12 protein-coding genes are annotated in these 13,552 nt (G+C 72.5%); 6 read left to right on the forward strand and 6 right to left on the reverse strand.

Annotated elements, in window-relative coordinates; genetic code table 11:
• Positions 1 to 20: 20 nt before the first annotated feature.
• Positions 21 to 2,018 (reverse strand): putative Ig domain-containing protein, encoded by a 1,998-nt coding sequence (locus AB4039_RS01670; protein WP_442269803.1) that lies wholly within the window; start codon positions 2,016 to 2,018, stop codon positions 21 to 23.
• A 260-nt stretch (positions 2,019 to 2,278) separates the two neighbouring features.
• Between AB4039_RS01670 and AB4039_RS01675 the strand changes: the two genes are divergently transcribed.
• Entirely contained in the window at positions 2,279 to 3,097 is an 819-nt protein-coding gene (locus AB4039_RS01675) for a TrmB family transcriptional regulator (protein WP_442269804.1), read from the forward strand.
• A 146-nt stretch (positions 3,098 to 3,243) separates the two neighbouring features.
• On the opposite strand, the gene AB4039_RS01680 is transcribed toward AB4039_RS01675, so the two are convergent.
• Positions 3,244 to 3,459, reverse strand: a complete 216-nt coding sequence (locus AB4039_RS01680; RefSeq protein ID WP_266837309.1) for a hypothetical protein — start codon at positions 3,457 to 3,459, stop codon at positions 3,244 to 3,246.
• Positions 3,460 to 3,633: 174 nt separating this feature from the next.
• Between AB4039_RS01680 and AB4039_RS01685 the strand changes: the two genes are divergently transcribed.
• The 4 genes from AB4039_RS01685 to AB4039_RS01700 all read left to right on the forward strand — a co-directional run bounded on the left by AB4039_RS01685 (position 3,634) and on the right by AB4039_RS01700 (position 6,232).
• Positions 3,634 to 3,786, forward strand: coding sequence for a cation transporter (locus AB4039_RS01685; protein ID WP_266841461.1), 153 nt, complete (start codon positions 3,634 to 3,636; stop codon positions 3,784 to 3,786).
• A gap of 156 nt (positions 3,787 to 3,942) precedes the next feature.
• Positions 3,943 to 4,578, forward strand: a complete 636-nt coding sequence (locus AB4039_RS01690) for a metal ABC transporter ATP-binding protein (protein ID WP_442269805.1) — start codon at positions 3,943 to 3,945, stop codon at positions 4,576 to 4,578.
• The gene (locus AB4039_RS01695; RefSeq protein ID WP_442269806.1) at positions 4,575 to 5,450 is read left to right on the forward strand and encodes a metal ABC transporter permease; all 876 of its coding nucleotides are present in this window, start codon (positions 4,575 to 4,577) and stop codon (positions 5,448 to 5,450) included. Before AB4039_RS01690 ends, AB4039_RS01695 begins: the two co-directional genes overlap by 4 nt.
• On the forward strand, positions 5,408 to 6,232 hold the full coding sequence (locus AB4039_RS01700; RefSeq protein ID WP_266837313.1) for a metal ABC transporter solute-binding protein, Zn/Mn family: 825 nt from the start codon (positions 5,408 to 5,410) through the stop codon (positions 6,230 to 6,232). The genes AB4039_RS01695 and AB4039_RS01700 overlap by 43 nt, the downstream gene beginning before the upstream one ends.
• Positions 6,233 to 6,359: 127 nt before the next feature.
• Here the strand turns inward: AB4039_RS01700 and AB4039_RS01705 are convergent, their stop codons facing one another.
• Both AB4039_RS01705 and AB4039_RS01710 read right to left on the reverse strand, forming a co-directional pair.
• On the reverse strand, positions 6,360 to 8,054 hold the full coding sequence (locus tag AB4039_RS01705) for a class I adenylate-forming enzyme family protein (RefSeq protein ID WP_442269807.1): 1,695 nt from the start codon (positions 8,052 to 8,054) through the stop codon (positions 6,360 to 6,362).
• On the reverse strand, positions 8,051 to 9,835 hold the full coding sequence (locus AB4039_RS01710; RefSeq protein ID WP_442269808.1) for a CoA transferase: 1,785 nt from the start codon (positions 9,833 to 9,835) through the stop codon (positions 8,051 to 8,053). Before AB4039_RS01710 ends, AB4039_RS01705 begins: the two co-directional genes overlap by 4 nt.
• Before the next feature lie 143 nt (positions 9,836 to 9,978).
• Here AB4039_RS01710 and AB4039_RS01715 point away from each other — a divergent pair, with 143 nt between their 5' ends.
• Positions 9,979 to 11,187: an acyl-CoA dehydrogenase family protein gene (locus AB4039_RS01715; RefSeq protein ID WP_442269809.1), complete on the forward strand. Its 1,209-nt coding sequence runs from the start codon at positions 9,979 to 9,981 to the stop codon at positions 11,185 to 11,187.
• Here AB4039_RS01715 and AB4039_RS01720 read toward each other — a convergent pair.
• Both AB4039_RS01720 and AB4039_RS01725 read right to left on the reverse strand, forming a co-directional pair.
• The gene (locus tag AB4039_RS01720; protein WP_442269810.1) at positions 11,174 to 12,268 is read right to left on the reverse strand and encodes a sugar ABC transporter permease; all 1,095 of its coding nucleotides are present in this window, start codon (positions 12,266 to 12,268) and stop codon (positions 11,174 to 11,176) included. The genes AB4039_RS01715 and AB4039_RS01720 overlap by 14 nt on opposite strands.
• Positions 12,265 to 13,497, reverse strand: coding sequence for an MFS transporter (locus tag AB4039_RS01725; RefSeq protein ID WP_266837323.1), 1,233 nt, complete (start codon positions 13,495 to 13,497; stop codon positions 12,265 to 12,267). Before AB4039_RS01725 ends, AB4039_RS01720 begins: the two co-directional genes overlap by 4 nt.
• Positions 13,498 to 13,552 lie beyond the last annotated feature (55 nt).

The following is a 13,552-nucleotide window of genomic DNA, read 5'->3' on the forward strand; positions in this document are numbered from 1 at the left end:
GCCCGTCGTTCACGGAGCGGTCAGCCGACGGTGAGCGCGGTGTCGTCGATCACGAACGAGCTCTGGAGGCTGGAGTCCTCGGTTCCGGTGAACTTGAGGGTCACCGACTGCCCCGCGAACGAGGACAGGTCGAAGGACTTCTGCGCGTAGCCGGTGTTCTTGTCGAGGTTGGAGTAGGAGGCCAGGGTGGTGGAGTTGGCCGTCACCGTCAGCTTGTCGTAGGCGGTGGTGGTGGTCGTCTCCGCGGTGTCGATGTGCACGTAGTAGCTGAGGGTCGCGTGGCACCCCGTGGGAATGGTCACCGACTGGGACAGCGAGTCGGTGTGCGTGGAGCCGTAGCCGTCCAGCCAGGCCTTCCAGGAGCCGGAGTGCGCCGCCTCCCCGCTGCCGTTGTCGACCACGCCCGCGGAGGCGGTCCACGGACTGGCGCTGCCGGTCTCGAAGCCCTGGTTGCCGAGGAGCTGTACCGGGGCGCAGCCGCCGCCCACCGGGGTGACGGTCCAGGTGAAGGAGGTGGTGCCGCTCGCGTTGGTGGTGTCCTTGGCGGTGACCGTCACGTTGTAGGTGCCGGCGGCGGTCGGCGTGCCGCTGATCAGGCCGGTGGAGGCGTTGATCGACAGGCCGGGCGGGAGTCCGGTGGCGCTGTAGGTGAGGGTCTGCCCGCTCGCCGAGTCGGTGGCCTGGATCTGGAGGGAGGCGGCCGTGTTGACGGTGGTGGACCGGCTGCCGGGGTTGGCCACCGTGACGGTGTTGCCCCCGGTGGAGCCGCCCGCGAAGGCAGCGGTGCCGTTGGGTGTGCCGAGGCCGGTCGGGCCGTCGTAGCCGGCCTTGGCGGTGCAGAGGTAGCCGCCGGAGCAGGAGCCGTTGGCGCCGCTGGTCACGTCGTTGAGCGACGCGGTGTGGGCGTACGGGTACGACGACGGGTAGCTGCCGGCGGCCGGGGTGCCCGCCAGGGCGTAGACGGAGGCGATGATCGGCGCCGAGGCGCTGGTGCCGCCGTAGACGTTCCAGCCGCTGGCCTGGTAGCTGTCGTAGACGGCGAGGCCGGTGGCCGGGTCGGCGACGGCGGAGACGTCGGCGACGGTGCGCTTGGCGCAGCCGCTGTCGGTCTGCCAGGACGGCTTGGTGGTGTAGCCCGAGCAACCCGAACCGGCCCCGTTGCCACCGGAGCTGGTGCCCCAGACGCTTTCGGACCAGCCGCGGGTGGTACCTCCGGCGCGGCTGAGCGAGGTGCCGCCGACGGCGGTGACGTACTGGGAGGCCGCCGGGTACTCGACTCCGTAGCCGCTGTCACCGGAGCTGACGGTGATGGCGACGCCCGGGTGGTTGAAGTACGAGGCGTCGGAGGCGGGGTCGGTGGAGTCCTCGCCGCCGCCGTAGCTGTTGGAGACGTACTTGGCGCCCATGGTCACCGCGCGGTTCACGGCGGCGCCGAGGTCGGCCATCGAGGGCTGGTTCGCCTCGACGAGCAGGATGTGGCACTGCGGGCAGACGGCGCTGACCATGTCCACGTCGAGGGAGATCTCGCCCGCCCAGCCGGCGTCGGCGGTGGGGTAGCTGGTGCCGCCGTTCTGGTCGACCTTCTTGAAGCAGCCGTTGGCCGTGGTACAGGCCGGCAGTCCGTACTGGGAGCGGTAGGCCGCCAGGTCCGACTCGGCGTTCGGGTCGTCGTAGGCGTCGATGATGGCGACCGTCGCGCCGGCGCCGGCCGAGGCCGACAGGGCGTACGCGCTCTGCAGGTCGGTGGGCCCGTAGCCGGACGGAACCAGGTTCGGACCGAGGCTGAGTTGCTGCTTGATGTCGGTGCGGGCCAGAGCGTGGCAGGCCATGTAGCCGGCCTTCGTCGGCTCCGAGCAGAGCCGCTGGGCGTGCGCGGCCGTGGCGTCCGAAGCGCCCGCGGGGGCGGTCGGGGCGACGGACGGGGAGGCGACTGCCAGCGTGCCGCCGGATATGAGGGCCACCGTCGAGAGCAAGGCGGTGGCGCCGCTACGGGTCAGCCGTCTGACGCGCTGGGGCATGGTCGATTGCAATGAACGGCCCTCCATGGGGGGTTGACTCCCCGCGACGCGGGATGGCCGTTTGACTGGCAGGTCCATGACATGCCAGGTGCGACGGCGTCGACGCGGGATGGCGAGTGGCACGGGTTCATTGGTACGAGCTGTCACCACGTGGAGTGGTGGCCACGGCAGAACGTAGTGACGAACGGGCCCAAGGGAATACCCCCTTAGGGCAAAGGCTTTCTTTCGGTGGGTGATCTCCGGGTATACCGTGCTCTGCCATGGAGTTGGATGACAGCGCGGTCAACGACCTCGTCGAGCTCGGGCTGTCCCGGTACGAGGCGCGGGTCTACCTCACTTTGGTCAGGCGCGCGTCCTTCACGGCGGCCGAGGTGGCCCGCGCTGCTGACGTCCCCCGCCAGCGCGTGTACGACGTACTGGACGCGCTCGTCCGGCGGCGCCTCACCATCCTGCGTCCCGGACGGGTCGCCACCTTCTCCGCCGTGGCCCCCGAGCTGGCTCTTGCCCGCCTGATGGCCCTTCAAAGGGAGTCACTGGAACGGCTGAACCAGGCGTCGACGGCGCTCGCCGCCGCCTTGGCGCCGATCTGGTCCGACGGACGGACACACACCGACCCCCTCGACTACATCGAGGTACTGCGCGATCCCAAGGCGATCGCCGAACGCTTCGCGAGCATCCAACGGCAGGCCACGCACGAACTCCTCAGCTTCTGCAAGCCGCCCTTCGTGGCGCCCACGGCCAACAACGAGGGCATCAAGGCCGTCCGCAGACTGCGCCGTGCCGGGGGTACCGCCCGCGCCGTCTACGCCCATGACGGGCTCGGCGACACGGAAGTCCTGGAGAACGTACGCCGGTTCGGCGAAGCGGGCGAGGAAGCCCGGTTCGCACCGGCACTCCCGCTGAAGCTGATCATCGCCGACGCCACACAAGTCCTGTGCGACATGCCCGACCCCGTCGCCGACACCCGGACCACCACCGCGCTCTACATCGAACACCCGGCGCTGGCCGCCTGCTTGAGGCTGGCGTTCGAGACGGTGTGGGACCAGGCCGAGACCGCAACCGACCCGCGTCGGCCCTAACCCCTCCACACGCCCCGTCCGGTCAACACGTGCACACCGCCCGGTTCGCAGCCTCCGGCACCCTCAACGTGCACCGGGGAGGATGCCCGACCCAGGACAGCGCCGAGCGGGCCCTGTCCTGGGTGGGGCCGGAGGCGACGGCCGGCTCAGACGGCGGCGACCGCGTCGAGCTTGCCCGCCTTGGCGTCCTCGACGAGGGAGCCGAACTGGTCGGCGCTCATCTCCACGCGCTGCCCGAAGTCGTCGGTGATGACGATCCGCCGTTCGACCGGCGCGGACTCGTCAACGTACAACTGGGGGCACCCGCAGTCACACTTGCCACAGAACGTCGCTACGGGCGTCAATGAATTGATATCGGTCATCACGCGCACCTTCCCTTTTCACGTCCGCCCACGGAACGGCCTCCCGTCACCGGACGGGAAGGGAATGCCCGTTCGGTAGCGGGCGCAAGCACGCCTTCGCGGCCCCGTAGGAGCACAGCGGATGGAACCCGTGCTTCGACTGCTTCCAACCGCCCCGAACTCGCGGAAACCCACATCACCGAGGAGGTCGAGCAGGTATCCGGGGTCAGCGGCGTCGTTGTCGACCTCGACACCCACTCCGTCACGGTGAGCGGCGCTCCGCTCGACGACCGTCTGATCCGCGCCGCCATCGTCGAAGCCGGCTACGAAGTCGCCGCGGCGATCTGAGCGCAGGGTGACGAACGCCGCGGCGGCGGGGAGCCGGCCCGTGCGCACAAAAGGCTTCCCCCTCACGGGAACTCCGGTCATACGTCGTCCGACTACTGGAACAGTGGGCGGCGGGCACCCGTCGCTCCACGTGGCCGGAACGACGAAAGGTGTGGGATGGGCGGGCTGGATGTGCGCATGAGGGCGGTCGCCTGCCGGCACGGCCGGGTGGAGGCGGTCTCCGATGTGAATCTGGAGATCGCCGCCGGTGAGCGCGTTGCGCTGACCGGCACCAACGGCTCCGGCAAGACCACCCTGCTGCGTGCTGTGCTCGGCCTGCACCGCCAGGTGACGGGCTCGATCTCGGTCGGCGGCCGCGACACCGGCTCCCCCGCCGAGTGGGCCTGGCGGCGCCGGGCCTGCGCCTGGATCCCCCAGAAGCCCGCAGCCGGCCGTTTCCCACTGCTCGGCGCCGAGTTGCTGGCCAGCAGTACCGCGCCCAAGGACGCCGGTGAAGCCGCCGCCCGGCTGGGAGTCGGGACGCTGATCGAACGCCCGCTGCACACCCTCTCCGGCGGCCAGTTGCAGCGGATGTACCTGGCTCGCGCGATCGGCTGCGTCGCCGCGGGCGCCCAGGTCCTGCTCGCCGATGAGCCCACCGCCGCCCTCGACTTCGACGGGCAGGCGGAGGCCGCAGACGTTTTGACGTCCCTCCCGGTGACCCTGGTCGTCGTCACGCACGACCGGGCCCTGGCAGACCGGTGCGACCGGGTGCTGGAGATGGCCGCGGGCCGGCTGCGGGAGGTCCGGTGACCTCGGTGAACCTCGCCACCGCCGACCTCGGTGCGCTCCTCCAGCTGCTGCCCGTCCAGCGGGCCGGTCTCGCGCTGCTGCTCGCGGCCATCGGCCTGCCCGTCATCGGGGTGGTCATCGTCGGGCTCGACATCATGCCGGTCCGGTTCGCGATGATGCACGTGGCCCTGCTCGGCATCGCGATCGGGCTGCTGACCGGCCTCGACCCGATGCTGTGCGCGCTCGTCGCCTGCGCCCTGGCCGGAGCGGGAGTCGCCCCGCTCGCCCGCACGCCCGACGGCCTGTCCGGAGCCATGGGTCTGCTGATGAGCCTGGCCATCGCCGCCGCGCTGCTGCTGCTCGCCGTGTCGGGGGTGAACGCGTCCGGGGCCTTCGCCCTTCTGTGGGGGTCGATCCTCTCGGTCGGCACGCCCGATCTCATCGTGCTCGGGGTACTGGCCGCCGTCGTACCGGGCCTGTTCCGGTGGCGGCGGCGCGATGTCGGCCTGCTCCTCTACGACCGCGAGCTCGCCCAGTGCTCCGGGGTCCCGGTGCGGGCGCTGACCGCCGTCCTCCTGGTGCTCGTCGCGATCGCCGTCGCCGGGGCGATCAAGCTCACCGGCGCCCTCCTCGTCGACGCCCTGACCCTGCTGCCCGCACTCGCCGCGCGCCGCCTGGGCAGCTCGCTGAAGTCGATCACCCTCTGGGCGGTCGGAATCGGCGTGACCGTCAACGCGACCGGGTTCCTGCTGGCCCTGTGGCTTGACTGGCCGCCCGGCCCCGTACTCGTCCTGACCGCGGGGGCACTCGTCCTCGCCGTGCATTTCATACCCGAACGGAGAATCAGCTCATGGCGCGCACCCGCGTCCGTATCTCTTCCCTCCTCGCACTGAGCGCGGCACTCGCCCTCGTCACCGGCTGCGGCAACAGCACCGACCCGAAGGCCGCCGACGGCACCTCCGCGAAGGCCGGCGCTCCGGCTGCCGGGAAGGACAAGCCCGTGGTGGTCGTGACCACCACCTGGGAGGGCGCGTTCGCCAAGGCCGCCGGGGCCGAGGACGTCAAGGTCATCGTGCCGCAGTCGGTCCACCACGCCCCCGACTACGACCCCAAGCCCTCGGACCTCGCCGCCGTCGCCAAGGCCGACTTCGTGCTGTACGCGCCCTTCGAACCGTACGCCGCGAAGATCAAGGAGGCCGCCGGCTCCAAGGCGAAGCTCGTCGAGGTCAACCTCGACAACGACCCCGACAAGGTCAAGGCCGAGGTCGACAAGCTGGGCGCTCTGTTCGGCACGCAGGACGCGGCCACGAAGTGGAAGACCGGCTTCGACACCGAGTACGGCAAGCTGAACAAGGACGTCCAGGCCGCGTGGCCCGGCGGCAAGAGTCCCTCCGTCGTCACCCAGGTCTTCACCGCCTGGGCCGCCAAGCTCGCGGGCGCCACCCCTGTGGGCACGTTCGGCCCCGAGGCCGTCACCCCGGCGCAGCTCGCCGAGCTCTCCGCGAAGAAGCCGGCGCTCGTCCTCGACAACGCCCACATGTCGACCGGGACCGTCCTGCCCGACTCGGGGGCCAAGCAAGTGAAGATCGTCAATTACCCGGGCGAGGACCTCGACCTGCTGCCGGTGTACCGCAACGCGGCGGCCGAACTGAAGAAGGCCATGGGCTCCTCCTGAACCGGGAAAAGGTGGCCGTGGGCCTCGTGCGGCGAGGCCGGGCGGCCTGACCGGACGGGGAGGGCGCGTCCGCGCGTGCCCTCCCCGTCTCATGAGCCCGGCAGCCCTCGGCTGCCGGGCTCATCGGTCATCCGGCCTGGGCGAGAGGCGGCGCGTCCGGCACGCCGTGTGCCGGAGGCAGGCTCTCGGTGAGGCGTTCCCGCAGGGCCGACCGGTCCGGCTTGCCCGCTGCCGTCAGGGGTATCTCCTCTGCCACGAGCAGCCGCTCGGGGTGCTTGCGCCGTTCCAGCCCCCGCGCGGTCAGGTGATCTCCCAGGCTGTCCAGGGTCGGAGCCTGTGGGCCCCGTGCCACCACACAGGCCGCCAGCCGCTCCCCCATCAGCGGATCGGGAACGCCGACGCACACCACGTCCCGGACCTGTGGGTGCGTCCGGATTTCCCGTTCGACCTCGGCCGGGCTGATGTTGGCGCCGCCACGGATCACGATGTCCTTCAGACGTCCGACGACGTGCAGGACGCTGTCGGCGTCGAGGTAGCCGAGGTCGCCGGTGCGGACCCAGCCGTCGGGGGTGCGGTAGCGGGCGTCCAGATCGGGGGCGCCCACGTAGCACAGGGGTGTCATGGGGCCCCGGGAGATGATCTCCCCGATGTCGCCGTCGGGCAGCGGTGCGTGGGTGTCGGGGTCGGCGATGCGGATCTCGGCGACCCGGGGGTCGGGGTGGCCCGCCACTACGCCCGATGCGTCGGTCGGCGGCACGGTGTTGGCCAGCCCCGTGTGGCAGTTGACGCCGTCGGCGGAGCCGTAGAGGTTGACCACCGGGCAGCCGAACGCCTTCGCCGCGGCGGCAGCGGTGGTCTCGTCGAGCGGAGCGCCGCCCAGGACCAGCGCGGTGGGGGGCGGCACCTGTTCGCTCGTCGCGTCGAGGCGCTCGAGCATCATGCGGACCATGGTGGGCACGCCGAGGACGTGGGTCGGTTCGTGCTCGCGCATCGCCGCGATGGCGGCCTCGGGCGAGAAGTGGTCGAGCAGGACCAGGGTGCCTCCGTGCCGGGCGAGGGTGACGGCGGTGCCGTTGGACCCGAAGGCGGAAGCCAGCGGTACGAGGAACAGGCAGCGCGGCGGGGTCCCGTCGGGAAGGAGGGAGGCAAGGAAGTTCCCGCGCCCGCCCGCCAGCGCGTTGTGCGAGTAGGCGATCATCTTCGGCTCGGCCTCGGAGCCCGAGGAGACCAGGATCCGCGCCGCGCTGTCGGGATCCGGGCGGGCGGGGACGAAGCCGCTGGGGTCGGAGCGCATGAGGTCTGACCACGACGCCGTTCCCTCGGGTGCGGTGCCGGGGCCCACCGCGATGACGTGGCGCAGGGCGGGCAGTGCCCGCGAGAGCGTGTGCAGGTCGGCCGCGTGGTGGAAGTCGCGGTGTTCGATCGCGGCGATGACCGCGACGGCTTCGGCCCGGCGGAGCAGGCACTCGGCCTCTAGGGTGCCGCGGCCGACGGGGAAGGGGAGGGCGACGGCGCCGAGCGCGGCCAGGGCCAGGTCGGCGATGACGGCGCCCCGGTTGTTGGGGAGTTGCACGCCGACCACGTCGCCCTCGCGTATGCCGAGGTCTCTGAGGCCGGTGGCCAGACATCGCACCTTGCGGTCCAGGGCGGTGTAACAGAGTTTGCCCTTGGCGTCCAGGATGGCCGTGTGGTGCAGGTCGGCGATCTGGCGGGCCCGGAACAGGCTGTAGAGGTCGAGGTCGGGGCAGGTGCCGTCGACCACCCAGGAGCGGCGGAGTTCGGCGGGCAGCAGGTCGTGCAGTGCGAGCCTGTTGGCGGTCATGCGAAGCTCCAGGGGTCGGGAACGGCGGGGGCACCGTGCGCGTCGCGGCTGATCGAGCCGGCGAAGCGCGCGTCGTGGTGCAGGTCGGAGAGGTCGGTGGTGACGGCGGTGGCGGTGAGGCCGTGAGCACTCAGCTGCGCCAGGGCGTCGCCGGTGGAGAGGTCGCGCACGTCGTACGCGGCCGCGGCGCCGGCGCTCTCGTCGGCAGGGGCGATCCAGCCGTCGGCCGTCGGCAGCGGCTGCCGGAAACCCGCCGGCCGCCTGGGGTCCTGGCCTCGCGCCACTCGCCGCAGGGCGGGGGCGGTCAGGGTGTCGGCGGCCCCGAGGAGTGAGGAGTCCACCCGTACGCCGTGGCCGGTGCGTTCCCTGAGCAGCAGTCCGGCGAGCACGGCTTCGGCACCGTGCAGACCCCCGAGCACGTCGAGCAGGGTCATCAGCGAAGGGGCAGGGGGCTCGCCCTCGGGACGGACCGCCTCGCCCACCCCCGTGCGGGCCTGCACCATGAAGTCGGTGCCCATGGGGGCGTCGTCGAGCCGGTCGGCCCAGCCGCTCGTGTACGCGTACACCAGGGCGGGATTGACGCGGGCGAGGTCTTCGGCGTCGAGCCCGAGCTCGGCGGCCTTGCCCGGGGCCCAGTTGTGCAGGAAGACGTCGGCCTCGGCGGCCATCTCCCGCAGTCGGCGGCGGTCGGCCTCGGCCTTGATGTCGATCTCGACGGCCTTCTTGCCCCGGTTGAGGGCGAGCCAGCGGGCGGACACGCCGGAGCAGGCGGGCGGCATGCCGCGCAGGGGGTCGCCGCCCGGCGGCTCGATCCGGATGACCTCGGCCCCCAGCAGGCCGAGCAGGTGTGCGGCGAGGGGCGCCTGGATGCGGCGGCCCGCTTCGAGCACCGTCAGCCCGGCCAGCGGTCGGCTTGCGGAAGGGGCAACTGCCGTACGGGGGCTCACTGGGGCGTGTCCATCGGTCAGTGTCCGCAGCGACCAGGGCGCGGCGCCGTCGGCCTCCAGAGCGCATTCGGCCAGGGTGCGCAGCACGCACACCTCGGCACCGGAGACCACTGCTGCCTCCCGGATGCGTGGGAGGGGATGGGAGCGGGTCACGGCGTGGAGGGCCTGCGGGACGGGGGCGCAGGCAGTGGCGTAGCGGAACTGGAACGGCCGCCAGCCGACGCGTATCGCGTCGGCCGGAGCGTCCAGGGCTCGCCAGAACGCGGCCCAGGCTCCCGGGTCGAGGGTCTCCAGCTCGAACAGCACGCCTTCGGACGAGGTGAAGGGCGGCCCTCCTGGCGCGAGTTCCGCGGCCTCGCCCTCGTCGGCCCCGGCCGCGGCGAGGTACTGGGACACGGCGAGCAGCCCGGCCCGGTCGGCGCCCACGGTGACGTGGGAGGCCTCGCCCCCGCGGGCCTGGCCGACCAGTCCGGCGAGCAATCCCTGTACGGAGAGGACGGCAGTGGCCGTCGCCGCATAGTCGGCGGCCAGTCCGCGCGGGCTGCCGTCGCGTCTGCCGTGGACCGCCATCATGCCGGTCGCGGCCTGCACGGTCGCCTCGTCGACGAGCCCGCTCCCGAGGTTCGCCCAGGTCACGGTCGCGTGACCGGGCGCGAAGCCCGCTCCGAAGAGCGTGATGCGGCCCGACGGGTCTTCGTCGGCACGCTCGTCGGATCGCGCGCCGAGCAGCCGCAGGTGTTCGGCGACGACGCCGGTGATCTGGGCCGGCCCCGAAGTGGCGAAGCGCAGTGTGTCGAGCGGCCGGACCGTCTGCGTGGTAGTGGGGGACGCCATGCCTCTCCTCTCCCGGCGCGGCGGTGGCCGACGCCCGGGTCGAACGGAACGCGGGAACTCGCAGGGGTGCGCACCCGACCAGTTCCTCGGACAGAGAGTCGGACAGCAGTTCCCACGGGTTCCCGGCAATGAGGAGGAATGCAGTGACGGATTCAGGCACCGAACACGACGGAGCGGGTCAACCCGATCCGCGGATCAACGAGTTGAGAGGGAGGGTCGACCACTTCGTCCGTACGAAGGTGATCCCGGCCGAGACGGTGCTCGACGCGGGCGGAGAAGGTGCGGCCGCCGCCCTGGCGGAATTGCGGGCCGAGGCGCGTGCCGCCGGGCTGTGGGCCCTGCCGCTCCCGGCGGAGCTGGGCGGCGGCGGCCTCGCCTTTCGTGAGTACGCGGTGCTGGCCGAGGCCGAGGGCGCGAGCGATCACGGGCCCGCCGCGCTGGGTTCCGCCCCGCTGCTCGACGTCACCATGCTGGACCGTCACGGCAGCGCCCAGGTGCGGGAGGAGTACCTGAAGCGGCTCGTCGCGGGAGAGATTCGTACCTGCTACGCCATGACCGAACCGGACGTGCCGGGCACCGACCCGCTCCTCACCGGAGCCCGGGCCGAGGCCCGGGCCGACGGCAGCTGGTGCGTCAGCGGCCGCAAGTGGTTCACTTCCGGCGCCGCCGGCGCCGACCTCGTCACCGTCATGGCCCGTACGGGCGGGACCGCAGGCGACCGGGAGGGGCTGTCCCTGCTGCTCGTACCGACCGGCTCGCCCGGATTCCGCGTCGTGCGCGAACTCCCCGTGCTCGGGGCGGCGGGCCAGTACGAGATCGAACTCGACCGGGTGCTCGTGCCCGCCGACCACCTCCTCGGCGCAGGCGGCGACGCCCTGGCCATCGCGGGCGAACGCCTCGCACTCGGCCGCACCCTGCGGTGCCTGCGCTGGCTCGGCCAAGCCCAGCGCGCCTTCGACCTCATGTGTGAACGCGCCGCCACCCGCAGCGGATCGCGCGGCCCGCTCGCCGACCACCAGCTGGTCCAGCAGCACGTCTTCGACGCCCTCCTCGCGCTGCGCACCACCCGACCCCTGGTCCACGAGGCGGTCACGCTGATCGCGGCCGGACAGGACGCCCGTACCGAAGTGGGGCTGGCCAAGGTCGCCGCCGCCCGGATGCTCCAGCAGGTCACCGACTCCGCCATCCAGGTCCACGGCGCCGCCGGCCTCGGCCCCGACACGGCGCTGCCGTCCCTGTTCCGCGGCGGGCGCGCCGCCCGCATCCTCGACGGCCCGGACGAGCTGCACATCACCTCGGTGGCCCGCCGGGTCCTGCGCGGATACGGCCAGGAGTCCGCTACACGCGGGTGATGTCGACGAGGTCGTCGAGTGCGGCCAGTCCGAGGGCCAGGAAGAAGTCGCCCCAGATCAGTTCGTGGCGCACCGCCAGGCCCTTGGCCGCGTCGTAACAACCGTCCAGCAGCATTCCCGCGGGACGGACCGAGCTCGGTCCGGTGAGGTGGGCCTCGGCCAGCCTGTTCAGAATCGTCACGGCCCGGTACGAACACACCGCGGCCCGGGGCRCCCGCGCACGCGACAGTTTGAGCAGCGCTACGGCGGTGATCGCCGCGGCCGAGGTGTCGACGGGCCCCCGCGGCCGGGACGCCTCGTTGGGCGGGACGATCCGCCCGGTCAGCGCCTCCGCCTGCACCAGCAGCTGCTCGGCGGCGAAGACGAGCCGCTCCGGCCGGTGTTCGGCAACTTCCGGACGCAGCAGCGCATCGGCCACGGCCAGGAGCAGCCATGCCTCGCCGCGGCTCCAGCCCGGCGCCGGGTCTTCGCAGGGGTACCACCCCGTGGCCGCGTCGAACTGCCAGGCGGGCCGCGGCCGGCCGCCACTGCCCGCTCCCTCCACCCCGAGGCAGAGATCCAGGTGCCGGTGCAGATGTGCCGCCGCCACGGCCGACCCCTCGTCACCGGCTCCGGCCAGGAGGGGCACCAGCCCCGGTACGGCGTCCGCGCGGGCCAGGAGCCGGGGGCCGCCGAGCGCCGCACCCCAGGGCACGACCCCCGCCTCGGGGTCGAAGGAGTCCAGGCAGGCCCGGGCCGCCTTCGCTTGCAGCGCGGCAGCCTCGGCGGAGGCGAAGGACTGTGCCGTCGCGTACCAGAAGATCAATCCCCGGGTGGCCGTGTCCGCATCCGCCCAGGGTGCGAGCCGGGCCGTGCAGTCCGCCGCAGCCAGCCGGTGCGTCTCCTTCCCGGTGTAGCGGGCTCGCAGCCACAGCAGTCCGGCCCAGAAGCCGCCGGTCCACGAGCCGCGGCCGGTCGTCTTCCACCGCCCGTCGGAAGGCTCGGCGTACAGCGGAAAGCGGGCGCCCACTTCGGCCTCGGTCACGTTCACCCGGTCGATGACGGCTGCGAGCGCCCGGCCGGCCCAGTCGCCGGAGGTCATGCTGCGCTCCCCGTCCCCGGTCGCCCGTCCCGTACGGCCCAGAGGCAGGCGACCGCTCCCGCCGCCGTGAACTCCACCGCCACCAGCATCCAGCCCGTCCCGTACCGTCCGCTCTGCGCGAGCAGGCCGAACAGGGGCGGGCCCACCGCGAATCCGGCGAAGAACCCGGCCGCGACGAGCGCCGAGTCCTGTCCGGCCCGGCCGGGGGCGGCGCGCTGCATGACCAGCACCATCGACACGGCGTTGCCGGAGACCGCGAACACCCCGACTGCCACGGCGCCCAGCCACACCAGCGGACTGGCCAGCAGCCCGCCGGCCAGGAGAGCCGCCGCGCCCACGGCACCGCAGGCCAGCAGGCCCGGCAGCCACTCGGCCCGGCCCGGGCGGGCTGCCTTCGACCACCCGACCCGGCCGAGAACGCCGGCAACCCCGAGGACGGCGAGCAGACCACCGGCCACGGTGGGGCCCATCCCCAGACGCTGCACCCCGTACAGGGCGAGGTAGGTGTTCACAGAAGCGATACCGGCTCCCAGAAACAGCGAGAAGCCCGCCAGCCAAGCCACCATCCCCCGCGGAACGAACGACGTGCGGGCAGCCGGAGCCGATAGCGGGGGCGGGTCGGCGGGCAGCGCGCGCAGTGCCCACACCGCGGCGAGGAGCGCCGCCCCGGAGGCAGTCCACACCGCTCCCCGCCAACCGAGACCGCCCGCGAGGGCGGCGAGCGGCAGCCCGGCGGCGAACGCCCCCCACTGCACACCCGACTGCTTGAGGCCGGTCACCGCACCCCGCCGGGCGGGCGGAACCACGGCCAGGATCGCCTTGTTGGTGGCGGGGTTGGCCAGAGCCTGCGGTATGCCGCCCAGCGCGACCGCACCCAGCAGCAGACCTGCGCCGGGGGTGGCCCCGATCAGCGCGAGCGCCAGGGCGGAGACGGCGAGCAGGAGGACCAGTGAGCGCCGGGGCCCGATCCGGTCCACCATCCGGCCGCCGCTCGGGGACAACGCGGCGGCCGTTCCGAATCCGACGGTGGTCGTCAGCCCCAACACCGCGGGCGAGATGTTCAATTCCTCCACCAACCGCGGTCCCAGCGCACCGAGCAGGAACAGCTGCAGCATCGAGAACGCCATGGCGCAGGTGAGCAGCGCGGTCAGGCTCCGGACCTCCCGGCCGTGCGCTGGTCCCGACGCCGTCGCTTCCGCCGTGCCCTCTGGCGCCACAGAAATCCCCATTCCCGAAAGGTTGAACAGCACGACCGACTGGGAAGGCAGTCGGATGGACCGGCAC

This window comes from Streptomyces sp. M-16 (assembly GCF_052114405.1).
Lineage (GTDB): Bacteria > Actinomycetota > Actinomycetes > Streptomycetales > Streptomycetaceae > Streptomyces.